The following is a 19,992-nucleotide window of genomic DNA, read 5'->3' on the forward strand; positions in this document are numbered from 1 at the left end:
GCCGCGCCGCCTCGGCCTGGGCCGCCTTGCTCTGCGCCTCGCGGGCGCGGCCGACGGCGGAGACGGCATCCTGCTGGCCGCGCCGTGCCGCCCGGTCGGCATCCTGCGCCGCCTGGGCCGCCTGGCGGGCCGAATCGGCCGCCCGCCGCGCTGTCTCGGCCGCCGCGGCCGCGGTCGAAAGCTGTGCCTCCAGTTGTTCCAGCCGGTTGCGCTGCTGCAGCCGCGCCGCGGCGGGGGAGGGGGCGCCCGGCCGGGCCACCAGCCCGTCCCAGCGCCAGCGGCCGCCGGCCTTCGTCACCAGCGCCTGGCCGGGCCGCAGGGACGGCTGCAGCGCCTCGGCCGCCGCCGCATCTTCGACCACGCCGATATGGGCCAGCCGCCGGGCCAAAGCGGCCGGGGCGGTGACATGGCCGGCCAGCGGATCGGCCCCTTCCGGCAGCGGCGCCGTGTCGTCATAGAAGGGCAGCTCGGCCCAGTGCAGCGGCGCCGACCGGTCGGCCGGCACCGAGGCCTCGTCGCCGAGCGCGGCGCCCAGCGCCGCCTCCCAGCCGGGCTTGACCTTGAGCTGGTCCAGGATCGGGGCGCGGGCCGCATCGCCGCTCTTGCCGGAGCCGAGCGCCGCGCGCAGGCCGTCGGCCTCGGCCTTCAGCCGGGTGGCGGCGCCTTCGGCCGCCTGGGCCGCCTCGCGGGCGCCGGAGAAGGCCGAATCGGCGGCCTGGCGCCGGGTCTCCGCCGTCTCCACCGCCTCCTGCGCCGCCTCCAGCCGGGCTTCCGCCTCGGCCAGGACCAGGGCGGCGGCCTCGGCGCCGTCGGCGCCGGCCAGCTCGGCCTCGACCTGGGCGATCTGGCGCAGCGCGTCCTCGTGCCGGCGGGCCAGGTCCAGCAGGCGGCCCTCCAGCTCGCGCTGGCGCTTGGCCAGGCTCTGGCGCCGGGCCTCGTCGCCGGCCGCGGCCTCGGTCAGCGCGGTCAGCTTGCCGTCCAGCTCGTCGACGATCTCGCGCTGGGTGTCGATCGCCGCCCGGGCCTCGGCCTCGGTCTCGGCCTCGCCGGCGCTCTGGCGCTCGATCCGCTCGCGCTCCTCCTGCAGCTTGGCCAGGGCCTGGGCGGCGTCGGCGCCCAGCGAGCGCTCGCGCACCAGGTCGCCCGTCACCTGCTCCAGCCGGCGCCTGGTGTCCAGGATCGACTGGCTCAGCCGGCCGGCCTCGGCCTCCAGCGTCTCGCGCTCGACCAGATAGCGCTGCAGCGCCGCGGCGGAGTCGGCGTCGGTCTTGCGCAAAGCGGGCAGGGCGGCGGCGGCCTCGGCCTGCTCGGTGGTGCCGCGGGTGGCGGCGATCATGCGCTCGCGCACCACCTGCTCATTGGCGTCATAGGCGCGGCGGGCCTCGGCATGGGCGATGCCGGCCGCGGTCCATTGCAGGTGCAGCAGCGTCGCCTCGACCTGGCGGATCTGCTCCGAGATCGTGCGGTAGCGCGCCGCCTGCCGCGCCTGCTTGCGTAGGCCACCCAGCTGGGCATCGAGCTGCACCAGCACGTCGTCCAGCCGGACCAGGTTCTCCTCGGCCGAGCGCAGCCGCAGCTCGGCCTCGTGCCGGCGGCTGTGCAGGCCGGTGATGCCGGCCGCCTCCTCCAGGATCTGCCGCCGCTCGGCCGGGCGGGCGGAGATCATCGCCGCGATCCGGCCCTGGCTGACCAGGGCGGGCGAGGCGGGGCCGGAGGCATTGTCCTGGAACAGCAGCTGCACGTCGCGGGCGCGCACCGGCTTGCCGTTGACGCGGTACTCGGAGCCGGTGCCGCGCTCGATCCGACGGACGACCTCGATCGTGTCGGCCTGATCGAAGCCCGGCGCGGTGCGGTCGCTGTTGTCCAGCGTGATCGTCACCTCGGCCAGGTTGCGCGCGGCCCTTCCGGTGGTGCCGCCGAAGATGACGTCGTCCATCTCCTGGCCGCGCATGCGCCGGGCGGAGTTCTCGCCCATCGCCCAGCGCAGCGCCTCGACCAGGTTCGACTTGCCGCAGCCATTCGGCCCGACCACGCCGGTCAGGCCGGGCTCGATGGCCACGTCGGTCGCATCGACGAAGGATTTGAAGCCCGACAGGCGGAGCCGGGCGAAGTGCACGGCGGCGCGCTCCTAGGCGGTCAGTTGGTGGTGACGCCCTTCTCGGCGAGCTTCTTGTCGAAGATCGCCTTGAAGGTGTCGAAGCTGGCCTCGCCCTCGATCTTCTCGCCCTCGACGACGAAGGTCGGGGTGGCGTTGACCTGGTATTCGGTCTGCGCCGCCTGCATGCCGTTGACGATGCCGTCGGCAATGCTGTTGTCGGCCAGGCAGGCGTCGAACTTGTCCTTCGGCAGGCCGGCCATGCCGCCGATCTGCGCCAGGGCGGACAGGGCGGCATTCGGATCGGACAGGGCCCAGCTCTGCTGCTGCGCGAACAGCACCTTGGCGATGTTGAAATACTGCTCGCGCGGGGCGCAGCGCGCCATCATCCCGGCCCGCAGGTCCAGCCCGTTCAGCGGGAACTGGCGGAACACGAGCTTCACCTTGCCGGTGTCGATGTAGCTCTTCTCGATCTGCGGCAGCACGTCATTGGTGAAGGCGGCGCAGTGCGGGCAGGTGAAGGAGGCGAATTCCAGCACCGTCACCGGCGCGTCGGCCTTGCCGAGCACGTAGTCCTTGTCGGTGATCTTCGGATCCCAGGCCTTGCCGGAGTCCTGGGCGGAGGCCGATCCGGCCATGAATGTCGCGGCGGCCAGGGCCAGTCCGGCGAGCAGGGTCTTCAGCATCCGATGGTCTCCATGGGTCCGGGCCTCGCGCCCACAAATGTCATCGCGGTGGCGTCCGGGCATAGAGCGCCCGGCCGAAGGCCGCAAGTCGGGATTTCCACTCGGGGTCGTCGACCGATTCGAGCGGCCCGGCCAGCATCGCCTCTTCCCCCGGGGTCAGGGAACGGCGGCGCGGTGTCGCGGGCCGGCGGGCCAGGGGCGCCTGCAGCAGCTTGATGCGGACGATCGCGGCATAGCCGAAATGGCCGTTGATCCGCTCGATCAGCCGGTCCTGGTCGTGCTGCAGCAGCAGGGCGTCGGCCGGGTCGACCCGCAGCGCCAGGGTGCCGCCGTCGCGCTTGCCGGCCGGGAAGCTCAGCTTCTCCGGCACCGCCTTGTCGGCCCAGTGGTCGCCGACCACCGACGGCCAGTCCGCGAACAGGCTGCCGATCGCACTGCGCCCGCCGCCCAGCGCCTTGCGGGCGAGGGCGGGAACCAGGGCGGCCATGGATCGCGGATAGCTCATTGTCGGGATGTGACTGCGTGATCGAATTGCGGGACTCGGGTCCCTATAGTGGCCCAACGCACCCCCGAGCGGCAACGCGAGCCATGCCCGATACAGCCACGTCCGCCGATTTCGCCCCCGCCGGCTTCGCCCCGGATCTCCTGGCCTGGTACGACCGGCACCGCCGCGTGCTGCCCTGGCGCGCGCCGCCCGGGCAGAAGGTCGACCCGTACCGGGTCTGGCTCAGCGAGATCATGCTGCAGCAGACCACCGTGGCGGCGGTGAAGGACTATTTCCTCGACTTCACCGGCCGCTGGCCGACCGTGGCCGATCTGGCCGCGGCGCCGGTGGAGGAGGTGCTGCGCGCCTGGGCGGGACTCGGCTACTACGCCCGGGCCCGGAACATGCATCGCTGCGCCGTGCTGGTGGTGGAACGCCATGGCGGAGTGTTTCCGTCCACGGAGGCGGAATTGCGGCAGCTGCCGGGGATCGGCGACTACACCGCGGCGGCGATCGCGGCGATCGCCTTCGACCGGCCGGCCGCGGTGACGGACGGCAATGTCGAGCGGGTGATGGCCCGGATCTTCGCGGTGGAGACGCCGCTGCCGCCGGCCAAGCCGATCCTGAAGACCCATGCGGCGGCCCTGACCCCGCGCCGGCGTCCGGGCGACTACGCCCAGGCGGTGATGGATCTCGGCGCCACCATCTGCACCCCGCGCAGCCCGAAATGCATCCTGTGCCCGTGGTCGACGCCGTGCCTGGCCCGAAAGCGCGGCATCGCCGAGGATCTCCCGGCCAAGCTGGCCAAGGCACCGAAGCCGACCCGCCGGGCCGTGGCCTTCTGGCTGACCGATGCGCAGGGCAACGTGCTGCTGCGCCGCCGGCCGCCCAAGGGCATGCTGGGCGGGATGATGGAGGTGCCGTCCTCCGCCTGGGTCGAGCAGCCGATGCCGGACCTCGCCGCGGTGCTGGCCGAGGCGCCGGGCGGATCCGGCTGGCGCCTGCTGCCCGGGCTGGTGCGGCATGGCTTCACCCATTTCGACTTCGAGCTGACCGTGGCGGCCGGCCGGATCGCCGGCCCGGTCGACGGCGCGGTGCTGGTGCCGCCGGACCGGCTGGGCGAGGCCGGGCTGCCGACGGCGATGTGGAAGATCGCCCGCCATGCCCTGCGGCATCTTGAATGACCGGGCCGGCGGCCACAAATCAGCCCTAATCACCGCTCTCTATCCGACCTCGTCGGGACGGTGAGGTTGCGCAAGTAACCGGTCCGGGACGCTCTGCGGCGATTGGCGTGCGACTCTGATGCGCGCCGTTTCGTCTTGATCTTCCGGGCCGTCGTCTTCACCCTGCCGACGCCGTGGGCCATGAGGGCCGCGGCCTATCGAAGGATCCGTGTCCATGTTCATCCAGACCGAGCAGACACCCAACCCGGCGAGCCTGAAGTTCCTGCCGGGCCGGGCCGTGATGGATGTGGGCACCGCCAACTTTCCGTCGGTCGACTCGGCGGCGCGGTCGCCCCTGGCGCAGCGCCTGTTCGAGGTCGAGGGCGTCACCGGCGTCTTCCTCGGCACCGATTTCGTGACGGTCAGCAAGGCGGACACCATCGACTGGTACGTGCTGAAGCCCTCGATCCTGGGCGTCATCATGGAGCATTTCACCGCGGGCCGGCCGGTCATCCTGGCCGAGACGGCGGCGGAGGGCTCGGAGGGCCAGTCGGCGGAGGATTCCGAGATCGAAGCCCAGATCCGGGAGCTGATCGACACCCGCGTCCGGCCCGCCGTGGCGCAGGACGGGGGCGACATCATCTTCCAGGGCTACGACCATGGCGTGGTGTACCTGCACATGCAGGGCTCCTGCTCCGGCTGCCCCAGCTCGACCATGACGCTGAAGGCCGGCATCGAGAACATGCTGCGCCACTACATCCCCGAAGTGACGGAGGTGCGCGCCGTCGCCTGACGGCGGGCTGCGCTCCCCCCGGCGGCGCCCCCTGAAGACGAGGGGCGCCCGCGGACCCGGTCGTGCCGATAGGCGCGGCGCCCGGTGCCGCCTGCCCGGGCGCAACCAAGAACGAGGTCCATGCAGTTCCGTGTGTTTCGACCGGCCGCCGCCTTGGCCGGCCTATTGCTGATCGTGCCCCTTGCCGCCCTGGCCCAGCCGGCGGCCCCCACCGATCAAACCTCCGCCGAGCTGGAGGTCGCCGACCTGCCGCCGTCCCAGGAACAGGCGCTGCCGGCCTCGGCCGTGCCGCCGATCGACAAGACCTCGGACCTGGTCCTGAAAGTCGACAGCGCGGGCAAGCTCAGCGAGATCTTCGATAGCGCCGACTACGCCCTCGCCGATGTGCGGGATGGCGAGGCCGATGTGCCGCGCCTGCTGGTCGAGGCGATGCCGGGCGACCTGCGGCACCTCGATTCGACCGACCTGCGCAAGGATGTGTTCTTCAACGCCCTGCTGCCGCTGGTGCTGCGGGTGAACGAGGATATCCGCCACGATCGCGACCGGTTGCTGGCTCTTCAGGGGCTGCAGCATCTGGGCCTCGCCCCTTCGGCGGAGTCGCGGGCCTGGCTCAGCGAGCTCAGCGATCGCTACGAGGTCGCCGATGGCGACATCGACGCGCTGCTGCTGCGGGTCGACGCGATTCCAGTCTCCCTGGCCCTGGCCCAGGCCGCGGTGGAATCGGGCTGGGGCACCTCCTACAGCGCCCAGCGCCGCAACGCCCTGTTCGGCCAGACCGCGGGATCGGCAGTGCGCTACGCCGCCTTCGACCGGCTGATCGACGGCGTCGCCTCCTATGCCCGCAACCTGAACACCCATCCGGCCTATTCCGGCTTCCGCGCCCGACGCGCGGCGCTGCGAGCTGCGCGGCTGGAGCTTGACGGCTATGATCTGGCGTCGACCCTCATGCGCTACTCGACCCGCGGGACGGCCTATATCCGCGACGTTCGGGCCATGATCCGTGGGAACGATCTCGCCGAGCTCGATTCGGCGCGGCTTGCCGCGGATCGCGTGATCGGCTTACCTGCCGCGAGCTGAGATTTTCTGCGACAAATGACCATGGCGCTCGACAAGATCGCGCTCGACACGCTGTTCCGCGAGGCCCGCGCGCGCTGCGTGTTCCTCGACGAGGCGATTCCGGAGGCGACGCTCCGGGCGATCTACGACCTGATGAAACGGGGCCCGACCAGCGCCAATTCCTGTCCGGCGCGGATCGTCTTCGTCACCTCGGAGGAGGGCCGGGCGGCGCTGCGCCCCTCGGTCGACCCCGAGGCGCTGGGCGCCACGCTGCAGGCGCCGGTGACCGCGATCGTGGCCTATGACTCGGCGTTCCACGAGCACCTGCCGCGGCTGCTGCCGGACGAGCCGGAGACGGCGATCCGCTTCGCCGCCCGCCCCGACCTGGCGCAGGAGACGGCGCATCGCGACGCGGCGATGCAGGCGGCCTATCTGATCATGGCGACGCGCGGCCTCGGCCTCGGCTGCTGGCTGGTGGCGGAGTTCGACCGCGCCAAGGTCGATGCCGCCTTCCTCTCCGGCACCCGCTGGCGCTCCAGCCTGCTGGTCGATATCGGCTATGTCGACCGCAACAAGGAATTCCCCCGCCGCCCGCGCCTGGCCTTCGAGGAAGTCTGCCGGATCGTGTGAGCCCGTGTTCCGACCGGTTGTCCCCATGAACAGCACCCGGATGTACGCCGCATGATCGTGCTCGGCCTCGACGCCGCCGGCGCCGGCTGCGGCGTGGCGCTGCGGCGCGACGGGCGGGTGGTCGCGGCGCGGACCGAGCCGATGGCCCAGGGCCACGCCGTCCGGCTGATGCCGCTGGTGCTGGAGGTGCTGGCCGAGGCCGGGGTCGCGCCCGGCGACATCGACCTGTTCGGCGTCACCAGCGGACCCGGGTCCTTCACCGGGCTGCGGGTCGGCCTCGCCGCGGTCGGCGGGCTGGCGCTCGGCGCCGGCCGCCGGATCGTCGGCATCCCCAGCTTCGACGCGGTGCTGGCCGATCTCGGGCCGGTCGCCGCCGGCACCGTGCTGGTGGCGCTGGATGGTCGCCGGACCGAGCCCTTCGCCCGGCTGTTCGACGCCGCCGGCGCCCCGCTGGGCGAGCCGCTGTGCCTGCCGGCCGCCGATCTTGCCGCGCTGATCCCGCCCGGACCCCTGACCGTCGCCGGTGACGGTGCCCATCTGCTGCTGCCGGTCCTGGCCGGGCGGGCGGATGTCCGCCAGGCCGGCCCCGCCGCGATCGACCCGGCGACCGTGGCCCGGCTGGCCGAGGAGCGGGCGGACCAGGCGCGCGAAGGGCCGCCGCCGCCGCTCTATGTCCGGCCGCCTGACGCCGTGCCGCTGGCCGAGCGGGCGCCGAAACCGTGACCGCCCTACGCATCGTTCCGGCCGGCGCGGCCGAGGCCGCGGTGCTGTCGGCCCTGTACGAATCGGCCTTCGGCGAGGCCTGGGCGCCGGACCAGCTGGCGCAGCTGCTGGCCGGCCCCGGCGTGTTCGCCCTGATCGCGCTGGACGAGGCCGGGGAGCCGGCCGGCTACGCCCTCGGCCGGGTGGCGGCCGACGAGGCGGAGCTGCTGTCGATCGCCCTGTTGCCCGGACGGCGCCGCGGCGGTGGCGGGCGCCTGCTGCTGGACGCGCTGGCCGAACGCTGCAGGGCGGCCGGGGTGGCGACGCTGTTCCTCGAGGTGGCGACCGACAATGCGGCGGCGCTGGCGCTCTACCGTGGCGCCGGCTTCACAGAGGCCGGGATCCGCAAGGGCTACTACAAGGTCGGCGCCGCCACGGTCGACGCCGTCGTCATGAGGCGGGAGCTCGCGCCGGGCCAAACCGGCTAGCCGGACATCGCGTCCGACCCCTTTCTGTCATTGCCGGGCTTGACCCGGCAATCCAGGGGCCACCACGGGCGGTTCTTGAAAGCCCCTGGATCCTCGGGTCAAGCCCGAGGATGACAGCAGAGGAGAGAGCAAGCCCGAATCATCGAACTCGCTACTGCCGCACCGGCCGTTCCACCGTCCCCAGCGCCTTGGCCAGGGAGCGGGTGGCGCTGCCGCGGGGGCGGGGCTGCTGCTGGCTGTCATGCGGCGCCCAGCCCACCAGGAACAGCACCTCGAAGCTGGCCGGGATGCGTCCGTCCGGCTCGGCGAAGCGCTCGGCATAGCGGGCGGCCACGGTCGGCCAGAAGGCGCGCGGCGGCGGCGCCGGGTTGCGGTTCAGCCCGGCATTGGTCTCGCCCATGCCGCGCAGGTCGGCGATCAGGCGGAACGCGTTCTCGTAGCTGACCGTCACCGTCTCCGCATCCGCCACCGGCAAAGCGAAGCCGGCGCGCTGCAGCAGGCCGGCGGCGTCGCGCAGATCGGCGAAGGGCGACAGGCGCGGGCTGGCGCCGCCCATCAGCTCGGTCTCCGCCTCGACCAGGGCGGTGCGCAGCTCGGCCAGCGTGCCGGCGCCCAGCATCGCCGCCAGGAACAGCCCGTCGGGCCGCAGCGCCTGACGGATCTGCAAGAGCGCGCCGGGCAGGTCGTTGACCCAGTGCAGCGACAGGTTGCTCAGCACCAGGTCCAGCGTGGCCGTGCCGAAGGGCAGCAGCTCCTCGTCGCAGGCAAGGGTCGGCCGACCGTTGGCCGCGGCGCGGCGGGCGAGGGTGGGGGACAGGTCGGCCTGGACCAGGGTGTCGACCCGGTCACTTCCGGCCAGCGCCCGGGCCATGGCGCCGTCATGGCAGCCGAGGTCCAGCGCCGCCGGGAACCGGCGGGTGACGTCGAGCAGCCGGTCGGCCAGCATCGCCGCCACATGCTCGAACAGGAAGTTGTGCCCGGCCAGGCCCGGCGCGGCGCGGTCGCGCCGCCGGCGCACCAGCACCCGGTCGAACACCATCATCTCGTCGGACTGTGTCATGGCGCGCACTATAGGGATTGCGGATCGGCGCCGCACCGCCCTTGGTGGCACGATGGGAGACCGCATCGAAGGACGGGATCATGATCGCAGCAGAGCGGCCGGTGGCGCTGGTCACCGGATCGACCTCGGGCATCGGCGCCGCGGTGGCCCGGCGGCTGGCCGCCGAGGGCTGGGCCGTGGCGCTGCATTCCCGCGCCTCGGCCGAGGCCGGGGAAGCCCTGGCGGCGGAGCTGGGCGGCAGCTACACCGCCGCCGACCTGGCGACGGATGACGGGCCGCCGGCCCTGGTGCGGGCAGTGCTGGCCCGGCACGGCCGGATCGACGCGCTGGTCAACAGCGCCGGCATCACCGCCACGGTGCCGCATGGCGATCTGAAGGCGGCGACGCCGGATCTCTGGCGCCGGCTGCACCAAGTCAACGTCATCGCCCCCTGGCTGCTGGTGGCGGAGGCCGAGGCGGCGCTGCGGCAATCGGCGGCGGCGCGGGACCGGCCGGCGGCGGTGGTCAATATCGGGTCCCATGCCGGGATGCGGCCGCGCGGCGCCTCGGTGCCCTATGCCGCCAGCAAGGCGGCGCTGCACCACATGACCCGCCTGCTGGCGAAGTCGCTGGCGCCGGCGATCCGGGTCAACGCCGTCGCCCCCGGCCTGGTCGACACGCCGATGACCGTGGCCTGGACCGAGGCGCAGCAGCTCTGGGCCGGCACGGCGCCGATGCGCCGCGCGGCGCAGCCGGAGGATGTGGCGGAGGTGGTGTCCGGCCTGATCCGCTCCGACTACGTGACCGGCGAGATCGTGCTGCTGGATGGCGGCCTGAGCCTGGCCTGACCGTCCCGCGGGAGGACCCCTCCCAGACGGGGGATTGGGAACCGGCCGCTGCCGTGAAATACTCCTTTATGCAAATTCGCGTGATTTGCCGGGAAAGAGGATGCGGCGGAGCGGGTTGAGGGCCTTGAGTCTGTGCGGGGCGGTCGGTGCCGGGATGCTGTTCGGGTCCGCCGGGCCGGCCCGATCCGACTCGTCCTCGCCGGGCGGTGCGGCCACGGTCGTCGCCAGCCAGGCCACGCCCGGCCGCCCGGTCGAGCCGGCGGCCCGCGCCAAGCGGTTCATGGTGGCGGCCACCAACCCGATCGCGGCCTGGGCCGGCTACGACGTGCTGGCGGAGAACGGCAGCGCGGTCGACGCCATGATCACGGTGCAGCTGGTGCTGAACCTGGTCGAGCCGCAATCGAGCGGCATCGGCGGCGGCGCGTTGCTGCTGCATTTCGACGGCCGGTCGGGAAAGCTGACCGGGCTCGACGGGCTCGAGACCGCGCCGCGGGCGGCGGATGGCGGCCTGTTCCTGGGCCCGGACGGCAAGCCGGTGCCGTTCGCCGCCGCGGCGGTCGGCGGCCGGTCGGTCGGCACGCCCGGCACGCTGAAGCTGCTGCTCGAGGCGCATCGGCGCTGGGGCCGGCTGCCGCTGGACCGGCTGTTCCGGCCGGCGATCGAGCTGGCCGACAAGGGCTTCGCCGTCTCGCCGCGCCTGGCCGCCCTGCTGGCCGGCGACGCGGCGGAGGGGCTGAAGCGCGACCCGCGGGCGCGCGACTACTTCTTCCCCGGCGGCCGGCCGCTGCAGGCCGGCCAGACCCTGCGCAACCCGGATTTCGCCGACACGCTGCGCTTCATCCTCGGCAGCGGCGACAGCCCGTTCTATCTGGGCCCGATCGGCGCCGACATCGTCGCCGCGGTCCAGGGCGCGTCCGGCAATCCCGGCTGGCTGGACCCGATCGACCTGGAGATCTACCGGGTGGTGGAGCGCCCGCCGGTCTGCGTGCCCTACCGCGCCTGGCGGGTCTGCGGCATGGCGCCGCCGAGCTCCGGCGGCATCGGCGTCGGCCAGATGCTGGGGCTGCTGGAGCATTTCGACATGCGCAAGGCCGGGCCCGACACCGCCGCGGCCTGGCACCTGTTCGCCGAGGCCGGCAAGCTGGTCACCGCGGACCGCGACCGCTATCTCGCCGATGGCGATTTCGTCCTGGTCCCGTCATCGGGCCTGGTCGACAACACCTATCTGACCACGCGGGCGAAGGCGATCTCGGAGGACCGGGCGGCGCCGGTCCCGGCGGCGGCGGGCAACCCGCCGCGGCGGGCAGGGCAGGAGTGGAGCTCCGACACCTCCAGCGAGCCCTCCGACACCAGCCATGTCTCGGTCGTCGACGCCGACGGCAGCGTGGTGTCGCTGACCACCAGCATCGAGGGCGCCTTCGGGTCGCATCTGATGGCGCGCGGCTTCCTGCTCAACAACGAGCTGACCCAGTTCTCCTTCCTGCCCTATGCCGGCGGCCGGCCGGTGGCGAACCGGGTCGAGCCCGGCAAGCGGCCGCGCAGCTCGATGGCGCCGACCATCGTGCTGGACCAGCAGGGCAGGCCGGTGCTGGTGATCGGGTCGCCGGGCGGCGCCCGTATCATCCCCTATGTCGCCCAGGCTATCCTGGGGGTGCTGGACTGGGGACTGAACATGCAGCAGGCGATCGATCTGGGCCATGTCGTCAACCTCAACGGCCGGACAGAGCTGGAGGCGGGGACGGCCGTCGCCGATCTGAGGGATGCGCTGGCGGCACGCGGCCACGACGTGGCGGTGACGGGGCAGGACAGTGGGCTGCAGGGCATCCAGATCGGCCCGGACGGGCTGGTCGGCGGCTCCGATCCGCGGCGCGAGGGCGTCGCCGTCGGGCGCTAGCCGGCCTTGCGCACGGTCCTCGCCCCCCGGACCGCCTGGCTGCGGCGCGCCGGCGCCGCCGTGCTCGATGCCGTGCTGCCGCAGCGCTGCCTGTCCTGCGGCGCCGAGATCGTGGCGCCTGGGGCGCTGTGCAGCGCCTGCTGGGCCCGGATGGCCTTCATCGGCCCGCCGCAATGCCGGCGCTGCGGCCTGCCCTTCGACCACGCGGCGGCGGAAGGGGCGGGCGACGATCCGGTCTGCGCCAATTGCCTGGCCTTCCCGCCGCTGTGGGACCGCGCCCGCGCCGCCTTCCTCTATGACGACCTCAGCCGCAAGCTGGTCCTGGCCTTCAAGCATGGCGACCAGACCCATGCGGCCCCGGCCCTCGGCCGCCTGCTGCAGCGGGCGGCGCTGCCCTTCCTGGCCGAGGCCGACGTGATCGCGCCGGTGCCGCTGCACCGCTGGCGCCTGCTGCGCCGGCGCTACAACCAGGCGGCGCTGCTGGCCCTGGCGCTGGGGCGCGAGACCGGCCGGCCGGTGGCGCCGGACCTGCTGCTGCGCCGCCGCTCCACCCCCAGCCAGGGCGGCCAGGACCGGCAGGCGCGGCGGCGCAACGTCGCCGGCGCCTTCGCCGTGCGGCCGGGCCGCGAAGGGCTGGTCGAGGGCCGGCGGGTGCTGCTGGTCGACGATGTGCTGACCACCGGCGCCACCATCGACGAATGCGCCCGGGCGCTGCGGCGCAAGGGGGCCGCCGGGGTCGACGTGGTGACGCTGGCGCGGGTGCCGCCGCCGTGACTCCGGGCCGCGCCCAGGGCATGGGCGCCATTCATCGGGCGCACACCCCCTGGCATCCCACGCCGAATGCCCTCATATTCGAAGGACTCTTCGGAGGATCGCATGCCACCCGTCACCGTCTACTCCAGCCCGTTCTGCCCCTACTGCTACATGGCCAAGAAGCTGCTGACCCAGAAGGGCGTCGGCTTCGAGGAGATCGATGTGGTGGCCGAGCCGTCGCGGCGGGAGGAGATGCGGCAGCGCGCCCATGGCCGCAACACCGTGCCGCAGATCTTCATCGGCGCGACCCATGTCGGCGGCAATGACGACCTCCAGGCGCTGGAACGCGCCGGCAAGCTCGACCCGCTCCTGGCCGAATCCGCGCCGGCCTGATCGACCCGGGCCGGGGGGTGATCGCATGACCCGCTTCACCGCCGCCTGCGTCCAGCTCAATGCCGGCACCGAGATCGAGCCGAACCTGCAGGCGGCCAGGGACTAGCGGCGGAGCATGGCGCTCGAACGCTACGCGGTGCTGAAGGGGCGCCCGACCGACCGCCGCCTCGCCGCCGAGGGGTCGACCCACTACCACATCCGAATCGATGACGGGGCGCGCGACCACCGGGTCGCGGTCAATGTCCAGGGCTCGTCCTGGCCGTCGCTGGTGGAATACGTGCTCGACCCCGATTTCGAGCATCCGGTGACCGCGCGGCTGGAGCGGCTGCCGCCGGGGCTGACCGCGATCCCAAGGGGCGAGGGGCTGGACTATGTCCGCGACGGGCTGTTCGACAGGTCGCGGATGCGGCCGCTGCCGGCCACCCGGCCGGGCCCGGACAACGACCTGAACGAGAAGATCGACCACATCGTCGCCCGCGCGATCGGGGAGCCGACGGCGATGCTCTACGCCTTCGGCGAGCCCTTCGGGCCCGACCCGGTGGCCGATCACGGCTTCGGCTTCGCCCCGTCGCGCGGCATGCACAACATCCACATGAACCAGGGCAGCCCGGAGGAGCGGTTCCGCGGCGACAACGGCACCGGCCAGGACGGCGCCCTGCTGATTGCCTTCCCGCAGGGGCGCTGGGCGGCGCTGTTCCTGAAGTTCCAGTCCCAGTCCTGGCAGACCGATGACGCCACCGGCCATCCGCGCCACCCGGTGCAGGCCCGCCGCCGGCGGATGCAGGCCTGAGGCCCCCGGCGGCCGGCCGGGTTGCCTGGAGCCCGCGCTTGCCGTATCGTGCGGCCGCCGACCGATCCAGGAGAGCAAGATGACGACGTTCATGTCCCAGCAGAAAGGAGTTCCCGCCCCTCGCAAGGACATGACGCCTCATGTTGTCCCGCATCCGGAGGTCGCCGGCGCCTCGAGACGCCGCCGCTAGCGATCTCACCCTCTTCCCGCGCGGCGATGCCGCCGCCGCGGTCGACCAGACCCCAGCCGCTTCCCCGCTGACGCGCCGCTCCGGCCGCGACGTGCCGCGCGCCGTTGCCCGGGCGCGGATCCGCAAGTTCCTGTCCTACTACCGGCCGCACCTGCCGTTGCTGGCGGCCGACCTGTTCTGCGCCGTTGTCGTGTCCGTCACGGCGCTGATCCTGCCGCTCGGCGCCAACCTCGTCACCCGGCGCCTGACCGGCCTGGACGATACGGCCGGGATGCTCGACGAGGTCTACATCCTCGGCGCGGCCATGCTGGCCGTGGTGGTGCTGCAGGCGATCGCCAACCTGTTCGTCGACTATCAGGGCCACATGATGGGCGCGAAGATGGAAAGCGCCCTGCGCCGCGAGCTGTTCGGCCATCTGCAGAAGCTGTCCTTCGGCTTCTACGACCGCGAGCGCACCGGCCAGCTGATGAGCCGGATCACCAACGACCTGTTCTTCCTCGGCGAGCTGTACCATCACGGGCCGGAGGACCTGGCGATCGCGGTGCTGAAATTCGCCGGCGCCATCGCCATCCTGGCCTGGCTCGACCTGCCGCTGGCGCTGATGATCCTGGCGGTGCTGCCCTTCGCGGTGGCCTATGCGCTGCACTTCAACCGCCGCATGAACCGGGCGCTGGAGGTCAGCAAGCAGCGCATCGCCGCGGTGAACGAGCGGGTGGAGGACTCGCTGGCCGGCATCCGGGTGGTGCAGTCCTTCGCCAACGAGGATGTCGAGAACCGCCGCTTCGCCGAGCAGAACGCCGCCTTCCTCGACAGCCGCCGCGCCGGCTATCGCAGCGAGGCCTTCTTCTCGATGGGGATCGAGAGCTTCCCGCAGCTGATCACGGTGGTGATCATCGTCGCCGGCGCGGTGCGGGTGGCGCAAGGACAGCTCGCCGTCGCCGACATGCTGACCTTCCTGCTCTGCGTTGCCGCGCTGGTTGACCCGGTGAAGCGCCTGGCGAACTTCGCCCGGCTCTGGCAGGAGGGCTACACCGGCTTCACCCGGATGATGGAGATCCTGGAGATCGCGCCGGACATCCAGGACCGGCCCGGCGCGGTCGCGCTGGCCCGGCCGCGCGGCGCCATCTCGTTCCGGGAGGTCGGCTTCCGCTACGAGGACGACCGGCCGCATGTGTTTCGGGACCTGTCGCTCGACATCCGGCCGGGCGAGTTCGTCGCCCTGGTCGGCGCCTCGGGCGGCGGCAAGAGCACACTCTGCGCCCTGATTCCGCGCTTCTACGAGGCGACGGAGGGCCGGATCCTGATCGACGGCACCGACATCCGCGACGTCACCCTGGCGTCGCTGCGGCGGGCCGTCGGCGTGGTGCAGCAGGATATCTACCTGTTCGCCGGCACGGTGGCGGAGAATCTGCGCTACGGAAGGCCGGAGGCGACCGAGGCGGAGATCATCGCGGCGGCGAAGGCGGCCAATGCGCACGACTTCATCACGGCCCTGCCGGAGGGTTACGACACCGATATCGGCCAGCGCGGCGTCAAGCTGTCCGGCGGCCAGAAGCAGCGCCTGACCATCGCCCGGGCCTTCCTGAAGGACCCCGCGGTGCTGATCTTCGACGAGGCCACCAGTGCGCTGGACAATGAGAGTGAGCGGGCGGTGCAGGCGGCGCTGCTGGACCTGGCGCGGGACCGCACGACGCTGGTGATCGCCCATCGGCTGTCGACCGTGCGCCATGCCGACCGGATCCTGGTCCTGACCGACCAGGGCATCGTCGAGCAGGGCACGCATGAGCAGCTGCTGGCCGCCGGCGGCGCCTATGCCGGGCTGTACCGGGTGCAGGCCAGCTTCTGAGGGACGTCCGCCCGTGGCTCAGCGGGGCCGCGGGCGGACCTTCACCACAGATACGGCACCAGCCGGGCGGTGCCGCGGCTGTAATCGGCATAGGCCGGACCGAAGGCCTCGGCCATGAAGCGCTCCTCGATCACGATCTTGCGCAGGAAGGCGGCGGCCATCAGCGCCAGCGCGACCAGCGCGCTCCAGCGGTCGATGGCGACGACCGTGCCGATCGCCGCCAGCAGCACGCCGGTGTAGATCGGGTGGCGCACCAGGGCGTAGGGGCCGCTGCGCACCAGCTCGTGATCCTGCTTCAGCGTCACCGTGCCGCTCCAGTTGCCGGCCAGGTGCACCCGGGCCCAGACGGCGAAGCCCAGTCCGGCCGCGACCAGCAGGGCGCCAATGATGGGAAAGCTGCCGGCATAGGCCAGGATCGGGGCGCCCAGGGCCGGGCCGGCCATCCCCGGCCGGTTGAACAGCACCACGGCCAGGACCAGCGGAACGATGTGCGATACGCGAGAGGCACCGGATTCGCGACGCTGCGCCGGTTTGGTGCCGAAGGCGGCGACATACCAATAGACGAGCCAGGCCGCCCACAGGCCGGTGATGACAAACGCCATGGCGTCCTCCGCGGTCATCCCCCTTGCCGCCGCCATGCTAGCGGGGCGCCGCAAGCGGGTCGAGCGGCCCCGGGCGCGAGGCGCCCATGCCTTGGCCGAACCCAAAAAAGCCGTGATGCCGGTATAGTGGGCTGCGGTGTCACGGGCCTGCCGTTGCCGCGCGGCCGGCCGCAGGGTTGATCCGGAGGGATGGATGGGGAGTCGGCGGATCCGGCACGGCCTCGGCCTGCTCGCGGCCGTGCTGCTGGCCCTGGGCTGCGGCACCGCCATGGCCCAGCGGCAGGACCAGTTCGACGGCGCGGGCCGGTATCTCGGCTATGTCGAGCGCAGCGGCGACCGCATGAACCGGTACGACGCCGGGGGGCGCTATCTCGGCTACGACCGGCGCAACGGTCCCCGCATCGAGCGCTATGATTCCGAGGGCCGCTATCAGGGCTACCGCGAGGACCAGCCGGGCGGCCGCCGGCTGCAATACGACGCCGGGGGCCGGTATCTCGGCTATATCGAGCGCAGCGGCGACCGGCTGAACCGCTACGATGCGGGCGGCCGCTACCAGGGCTACGAGCAGCCGGATGGCGACCGCGTGAAGCAGTACGATGCCGACGGGCGCTACATCGGCACGCGCGACGAGTGAGGGGCCTTACGGCTCCAGCGCCGCGATCCGGCGGCGCAGCGCCTCCAGCCCGTGGTCGCGGATGCCCAGCGCCACCAGATGGTCCAGGGTCGAGCGGAAATAGTCGCGGCAGCTGCCCAGCTGGCCGTGCGCCCCGGCCAGCACCCGCGCCGTCTCCTCCTCGCTCAGCCGGCCGGCATAGCGCGGCTGGGTGCGGTCGATGGTGAAGGCGATCGCCCGCACCGGGCCCTCCGGCGTCGCCGCCGTGACCCAGCGCGGGGTGTAGGACGCGGTCACCATCTCGCGCCGCCAGATCAGGTCCAGCTCCTCCTCCACCGCCGCGGCGGCGATGCGGAAGACGAGGCCGCGGCAGGTGCCGCCGCGGTCGAGGCCCAGCACCAGCCCCGGCCGGTCGGGCGTGCCGCGGCCCAGCGCGGTCCACAGGCAGAAGCGGCGGTGCCAGCCATGGATCAGCCCGGTGCGCCGCTCGACGAAGTGGAAGGCCGGGTTCCAGATCAGCGAGCCATAGGCGAACACCCAGACGTCGCGGCCGGCCGCCTGCTCCGCCGCCAGGATCGACCGGCGCGAGTCGGCCAGCGCCTCGAAGGACAGCACCTCCGCGCTCGGGTCGCCGGCGGCGATCATGCGCTGCAGCACGCCGGCCTTCAGGGATTCGCGGGTGATGGCGGTCGGCTCGGCGACCGTCGGAACCTCGCTCACGGCGTCTCCCACCGGCCGGTGTGGGCGGAGCGGAAGACGGCGTCGATCACCTGCATGTTGGCCAGCGTGTTCTCCAGCGGCACCGGCTGCTCGCCGCCCTTCAGGATGCCCTCGGCGAAGGCCGCGGCCGCCACGCCGTACTGGTCGCAGGCCGGAACCTCGACCGGCCTGATGCCCTCGCCGAACAGGCTGGAGCCGTCGTCGAGAAAGAGGCGGCAGGGCCGGTCGTTCGGGGCGTTGAACGGGATCTCGACCTCGATCCGCCCCTTGGTGCCCAGGAACTGCATGCGCTGGTAGCCGGGGATCTGGGTCGAATAGACGAAGCTGGCCTGGATGCCGTCATAGTCCAGCAGCACACTGCCCAGCCGGTCGACCTTGAACACCGGGTCGCGGTCCAGCAGCGACACCACGCGGCGCGGCTCCCGCCCGGCGACGAAGCGTGAGGTGGTGATCGGGTAGCAGCCGATGTCCAAGAGGCCGCCGCCGCCGATATCGGCCTTGTTGCGGATGTTGTTGGGGTCGATGTTGCGGTAGGTGAAGGCGCCGGTGATGGCGCGCAGCTCGCCGATCGCGCCCTCCTGCACCAGCTCTCGCAGCTTCAGCCATTGCGGGTGGGTGCGCACCATGAAGGCTTCCTGGATGCGCCGGCCGGTCTTGTCGCGCGCCGCGATCAGCTGCCGCGCCTGCTCGGCATTCAGCCCGATCGGCTTCTCGCACAGCACATGCTTGCCGGCCTCGGCCGCCTTGATCGTCCATTCGACATGCAGGTGGTTCGGCAGCGGGATGTAGACCGCGTCGATCTCCGGGTCGGCCAGCAGCGCCTCGTAGCTGTCATAGGCCACCGGCAGCCCGTATTTCTCGGCCGCGGCCTTCGACTTCTCCGCCGAGCGCGAGGCGATGGCCTTCACCCGGCAATGCCGGGCCCTGGCCATCGGCGGGACGACCTTGTCGTTGATCTTGGCGGCGCCCAAGACGCCCCAGACGATCGTTCCTTCGGCCACGCCTGTCTCCTTCGGCTGCAAATGCCCGACGTTTTCGCAGATCCGGGTGATCGTAACCGCTCGGACCGGTGATGAGGAACGCTCAGGGCGCGGGCAGGGGATGCGGCTCGGGCGACCCGTCGAGATCCGGCGCCGGCGCCAGGTCGGCGACGGCGCACAGCCGCTGCACCACCGCGGCGCGGGGCGACGCGACCTCGCCATGCTCGTAGGCCACGACCTGCAGCCGGCCCGCCACGGCCTGCAGCAGCTCCCCGGCCCTGAGCAAATAGGCTGGGGTCGACGGCCGGCCGAAGCGCTGGTTGCCCTGGGCGAAGGTCTCGTAGACCAGCACCCCGCCGGGGGCCAGCGCGTCGAGGATCGCCGGCAGCAGCGGCCGGTGCAGGTAGTTGGCGACGACGATGCCGGCGAAGCGCCGCCCGGCGAAGGGCCAGGGCCCGGCCTCGATGTCCGCCTGCAGGATCTCGACCTCCTCCGCCCCCGCCAGGTCGGCCACGCCCCGCAGGTCGATATCGACCCCGGCCACGGCATGGCCGCGGCCCCGGAAATGGCGCAGATGGCGGCCGCTGCCGCAGGCGAGGTCCAGCACCGGCGCGGTCCTCGGCACCAGCGGTGCGAAGCGCGCGACCCATGCGGACACAGGGGGGATATGCGGCGTCGGCGGGATTGCGGGTGTCATTTTCTTTGCGGGCTGTGGCGGACCATCGTATGACAAAAGCGGAGCATGGAATGCGATGATCCTGTACGAATTGCGATGCGAGGCCGGCCACGGCTTCGAGGCTTGGTTCCGCAACAGCGGCACCTATGACGCCCAGGTGGCGGCGGGCGAGGTCAACTGCCCGGTCTGCGGCAGCGGCGCGGTCGAGAAGGCGCTGATGGCGCCGGCGATCGCCAAGCGGTCGGCCAGGAACGGCCAGGGCGAGGACGGCCGCCGGACCCACACCACCATGGCCGAGGCGCGCCGCGAGCTCGAGACCTTGCGCCGCAAGATCGAGGAGAATTGCGAGTATGTCGGCGACCGCTTCGCCGACGAGGCACGCAAGATCCATTACGAGGAACCCGAGCATCGCGACATCTACGGCGAGGCCACCGAAGCCGAGGCGCGCGAGCTGGAGGAAGAGGGAATCGGCGTCGCCCGTATTCCCTGGGTGTCCCGCACCGATTCCTGACCGGCCGCCGGCCGGCGAAGCTTTCTCAATCCTGGTTTGA

The 19,992-nt window shown here is 72.3% G+C and carries 22 protein-coding genes; 14 read left to right on the forward strand and 8 right to left on the reverse strand.

Annotated features, from left to right (window positions below; translation table 11 throughout):
• The 3 genes from BWR60_RS27225 to BWR60_RS27235 form a co-directional block, all read right to left on the reverse strand.
• On the reverse strand, positions 1-2,116 hold a 2,116-nt coding region (locus BWR60_RS27225), incomplete at its 3' end, for a chromosome segregation SMC family protein (RefSeq protein ID WP_179221968.1).
• A 20-nt stretch (positions 2,117-2,136) separates the two neighbouring features.
• Positions 2,137-2,781: a DsbA family protein gene (locus BWR60_RS27230; RefSeq protein WP_088154918.1), complete on the reverse strand. Its 645-nt coding sequence runs from the start codon at positions 2,779-2,781 to the stop codon at positions 2,137-2,139.
• Positions 2,782-2,821: 40 nt separating this feature from the next.
• Entirely contained in the window at positions 2,822-3,268 is a 447-nt protein-coding gene (locus tag BWR60_RS27235; RefSeq protein ID WP_179221969.1) for a DUF721 domain-containing protein, read from the reverse strand.
• Between the two features lie 101 nt (positions 3,269-3,369).
• On the opposite strand from BWR60_RS27235, the gene mutY reads away from it, so the two are divergent.
• The 6 genes from mutY to BWR60_RS27265 all read left to right on the forward strand — a co-directional run bounded on the left by mutY (position 3,370) and on the right by BWR60_RS27265 (position 8,097).
• The gene (gene mutY, locus BWR60_RS27240) at positions 3,370-4,449 is read left to right on the forward strand and encodes an A/G-specific adenine glycosylase (RefSeq protein ID WP_088154922.1); all 1,080 of its coding nucleotides are present in this window, start codon (positions 3,370-3,372) and stop codon (positions 4,447-4,449) included.
• Positions 4,450-4,663: 214 nt separating this feature from the next.
• On the forward strand, positions 4,664-5,221 hold the full coding sequence (locus tag BWR60_RS27245) for a NifU family protein (protein WP_088154924.1): 558 nt from the start codon (positions 4,664-4,666) through the stop codon (positions 5,219-5,221).
• A 120-nt stretch (positions 5,222-5,341) separates the two neighbouring features.
• Positions 5,342-6,298 (forward strand): glucosaminidase domain-containing protein, encoded by a 957-nt coding sequence (locus BWR60_RS27250; protein WP_088154926.1) that lies wholly within the window; start codon positions 5,342-5,344, stop codon positions 6,296-6,298.
• 21 nt (positions 6,299-6,319) lie between these two features.
• The gene (locus tag BWR60_RS27255) at positions 6,320-6,907 is read left to right on the forward strand and encodes a malonic semialdehyde reductase (RefSeq protein ID WP_218823707.1); all 588 of its coding nucleotides are present in this window, start codon (positions 6,320-6,322) and stop codon (positions 6,905-6,907) included.
• A gap of 51 nt (positions 6,908-6,958) precedes the next feature.
• A complete protein-coding gene (gene tsaB, locus BWR60_RS27260; RefSeq protein ID WP_088154930.1) occupies positions 6,959-7,630 on the forward strand; it encodes a tRNA (adenosine(37)-N6)-threonylcarbamoyltransferase complex dimerization subunit type 1 TsaB in 672 nt (223 codons plus the stop codon).
• Positions 7,627-8,097 (forward strand): GNAT family N-acetyltransferase, encoded by a 471-nt coding sequence (locus BWR60_RS27265; RefSeq protein WP_088154932.1) that lies wholly within the window; start codon positions 7,627-7,629, stop codon positions 8,095-8,097. Before tsaB ends, BWR60_RS27265 begins: the two co-directional genes overlap by 4 nt.
• Positions 8,098-8,248: 151 nt before the next feature.
• Here the strand turns inward: BWR60_RS27265 and BWR60_RS27270 are convergent, their stop codons facing one another.
• Entirely contained in the window at positions 8,249-9,157 is a 909-nt protein-coding gene (locus tag BWR60_RS27270) for a methyltransferase domain-containing protein (protein ID WP_088154934.1), read from the reverse strand.
• An 80-nt stretch (positions 9,158-9,237) separates the two neighbouring features.
• Between BWR60_RS27270 and BWR60_RS27275 the strand changes: the two genes are divergently transcribed.
• The 6 genes from BWR60_RS27275 (at position 9,238) to BWR60_RS27300 (ending at position 15,850) form a co-directional block, all read left to right on the forward strand.
• Positions 9,238-9,984: an SDR family NAD(P)-dependent oxidoreductase gene (locus tag BWR60_RS27275; protein WP_088154935.1), complete on the forward strand. Its 747-nt coding sequence runs from the start codon at positions 9,238-9,240 to the stop codon at positions 9,982-9,984.
• 154 nt (positions 9,985-10,138) lie between these two features.
• On the forward strand, positions 10,139-11,878 hold the full coding sequence (gene ggt / locus BWR60_RS27280; RefSeq protein WP_179221970.1) for a gamma-glutamyltransferase: 1,740 nt from the start codon (positions 10,139-10,141) through the stop codon (positions 11,876-11,878).
• Between the two features lie 6 nt (positions 11,879-11,884).
• Positions 11,885-12,652 carry a ComF family protein gene (locus tag BWR60_RS27285; protein ID WP_221345216.1) on the forward strand — a complete coding sequence of 256 codons (768 nt, stop codon included), beginning with the start codon at positions 11,885-11,887 and terminating at the stop codon, positions 12,650-12,652.
• Between the two features lie 102 nt (positions 12,653-12,754).
• Positions 12,755-13,024, forward strand: coding sequence for a glutaredoxin 3 (grxC, locus tag BWR60_RS27290; RefSeq protein WP_088154939.1), 270 nt, complete (start codon positions 12,755-12,757; stop codon positions 13,022-13,024).
• 115 nt (positions 13,025-13,139) lie between these two features.
• Positions 13,140-13,814, forward strand: a complete 675-nt coding sequence (locus BWR60_RS27295) for a YukJ family protein (RefSeq protein ID WP_088154941.1) — start codon at positions 13,140-13,142, stop codon at positions 13,812-13,814.
• 140 nt (positions 13,815-13,954) lie between these two features.
• A complete protein-coding gene (locus BWR60_RS27300) occupies positions 13,955-15,850 on the forward strand; it encodes an ABC transporter ATP-binding protein (RefSeq protein WP_088154943.1) in 1,896 nt (631 codons plus the stop codon).
• A 41-nt stretch (positions 15,851-15,891) separates the two neighbouring features.
• Here the strand turns inward: BWR60_RS27300 and BWR60_RS27305 are convergent, their stop codons facing one another.
• Positions 15,892-16,452, reverse strand: a complete 561-nt coding sequence (locus tag BWR60_RS27305) for a methyltransferase family protein (RefSeq protein ID WP_179221971.1) — start codon at positions 16,450-16,452, stop codon at positions 15,892-15,894.
• A gap of 193 nt (positions 16,453-16,645) precedes the next feature.
• On the opposite strand from BWR60_RS27305, the gene BWR60_RS27310 reads away from it, so the two are divergent.
• Positions 16,646-17,086, forward strand: a complete 441-nt coding sequence (locus BWR60_RS27310) for a type IV secretion protein Rhs (RefSeq protein WP_088154946.1) — start codon at positions 16,646-16,648, stop codon at positions 17,084-17,086.
• A gap of 6 nt (positions 17,087-17,092) precedes the next feature.
• Here BWR60_RS27310 and BWR60_RS27315 read toward each other — a convergent pair whose 3' ends face one another.
• The 3 genes from BWR60_RS27315 to BWR60_RS27325 all read right to left on the reverse strand — a co-directional run bounded on the left by BWR60_RS27315 (position 17,093) and on the right by BWR60_RS27325 (position 19,423).
• A complete protein-coding gene (locus tag BWR60_RS27315) occupies positions 17,093-17,785 on the reverse strand; it encodes a gamma-glutamylcyclotransferase (RefSeq protein WP_230983196.1) in 693 nt (230 codons plus the stop codon).
• The gene (locus BWR60_RS27320; RefSeq protein WP_088154948.1) at positions 17,782-18,786 is read right to left on the reverse strand and encodes a Gfo/Idh/MocA family protein; all 1,005 of its coding nucleotides are present in this window, start codon (positions 18,784-18,786) and stop codon (positions 17,782-17,784) included. The genes BWR60_RS27315 and BWR60_RS27320 overlap by 4 nt, the downstream gene beginning before the upstream one ends.
• Before the next feature lie 82 nt (positions 18,787-18,868).
• Entirely contained in the window at positions 18,869-19,423 is a 555-nt protein-coding gene (locus tag BWR60_RS27325) for a class I SAM-dependent methyltransferase (RefSeq protein ID WP_343216425.1), read from the reverse strand.
• A gap of 94 nt (positions 19,424-19,517) precedes the next feature.
• On the opposite strand from BWR60_RS27325, the gene BWR60_RS27330 reads away from it, so the two are divergent.
• On the forward strand, positions 19,518-19,952 hold the full coding sequence (locus tag BWR60_RS27330) for a DUF1178 family protein (protein ID WP_088154952.1): 435 nt from the start codon (positions 19,518-19,520) through the stop codon (positions 19,950-19,952).
• Positions 19,953-19,992 lie beyond the last annotated feature (40 nt).

The organism is Inquilinus limosus (assembly GCF_002195995.1).
Classification (GTDB): domain Bacteria; phylum Pseudomonadota; class Alphaproteobacteria; order DSM-16000; family Inquilinaceae; genus Inquilinus; species Inquilinus limosus_C.

What these genes read in the sequence shown, in the direction of transcription:
- BWR60_RS27255 (WP_218823707.1), top strand. Translation starts at nt 6,320, where the DNA reads ATGGCGCTCGACAAGATCGCGCTCGACACGCTGTTCCGCGAGGCCCGC.
- BWR60_RS27295 (WP_088154941.1), top strand. Translation starts at nt 13,140, where the DNA reads ATGGCGCTCGAACGCTACGCGGTGCTGAAGGGGCGCCCGACCGACCGC.
- BWR60_RS27250 (WP_088154926.1), top strand. Translation starts at nt 5,342, where the DNA reads ATGCAGTTCCGTGTGTTTCGACCGGCCGCCGCCTTGGCCGGCCTATTG.
- BWR60_RS27300 (WP_088154943.1), top strand. Translation starts at nt 13,955, where the DNA reads ATGTTGTCCCGCATCCGGAGGTCGCCGGCGCCTCGAGACGCCGCCGCT.
- BWR60_RS27245 (WP_088154924.1), top strand. Translation starts at nt 4,664, where the DNA reads ATGTTCATCCAGACCGAGCAGACACCCAACCCGGCGAGCCTGAAGTTC.
- ggt (WP_179221970.1), top strand. Translation starts at nt 10,139, where the DNA reads ATGCTGTTCGGGTCCGCCGGGCCGGCCCGATCCGACTCGTCCTCGCCG.
- BWR60_RS27235 (WP_179221969.1), bottom strand. Translation starts at nt 3,268, where the DNA reads ATGGCCGCCCTGGTTCCCGCCCTCGCCCGCAAGGCGCTGGGCGGCGGG.
- grxC (WP_088154939.1), top strand. Translation starts at nt 12,755, where the DNA reads ATGCCACCCGTCACCGTCTACTCCAGCCCGTTCTGCCCCTACTGCTAC.
- BWR60_RS27275 (WP_088154935.1), top strand. Translation starts at nt 9,238, where the DNA reads ATGATCGCAGCAGAGCGGCCGGTGGCGCTGGTCACCGGATCGACCTCG.
- BWR60_RS27230 (WP_088154918.1), bottom strand. Translation starts at nt 2,781, where the DNA reads ATGCTGAAGACCCTGCTCGCCGGACTGGCCCTGGCCGCCGCGACATTC.
- BWR60_RS27270 (WP_088154934.1), bottom strand. Translation starts at nt 9,157, where the DNA reads ATGACACAGTCCGACGAGATGATGGTGTTCGACCGGGTGCTGGTGCGC.
- mutY (WP_088154922.1), top strand. Translation starts at nt 3,370, where the DNA reads ATGCCCGATACAGCCACGTCCGCCGATTTCGCCCCCGCCGGCTTCGCC.
- BWR60_RS27305 (WP_179221971.1), bottom strand. Translation starts at nt 16,452, where the DNA reads ATGGCGTTTGTCATCACCGGCCTGTGGGCGGCCTGGCTCGTCTATTGG.
- BWR60_RS27310 (WP_088154946.1), top strand. Translation starts at nt 16,646, where the DNA reads ATGGGGAGTCGGCGGATCCGGCACGGCCTCGGCCTGCTCGCGGCCGTG.
- tsaB (WP_088154930.1), top strand. Translation starts at nt 6,959, where the DNA reads ATGATCGTGCTCGGCCTCGACGCCGCCGGCGCCGGCTGCGGCGTGGCG.
- BWR60_RS27330 (WP_088154952.1), top strand. Translation starts at nt 19,518, where the DNA reads ATGATCCTGTACGAATTGCGATGCGAGGCCGGCCACGGCTTCGAGGCT.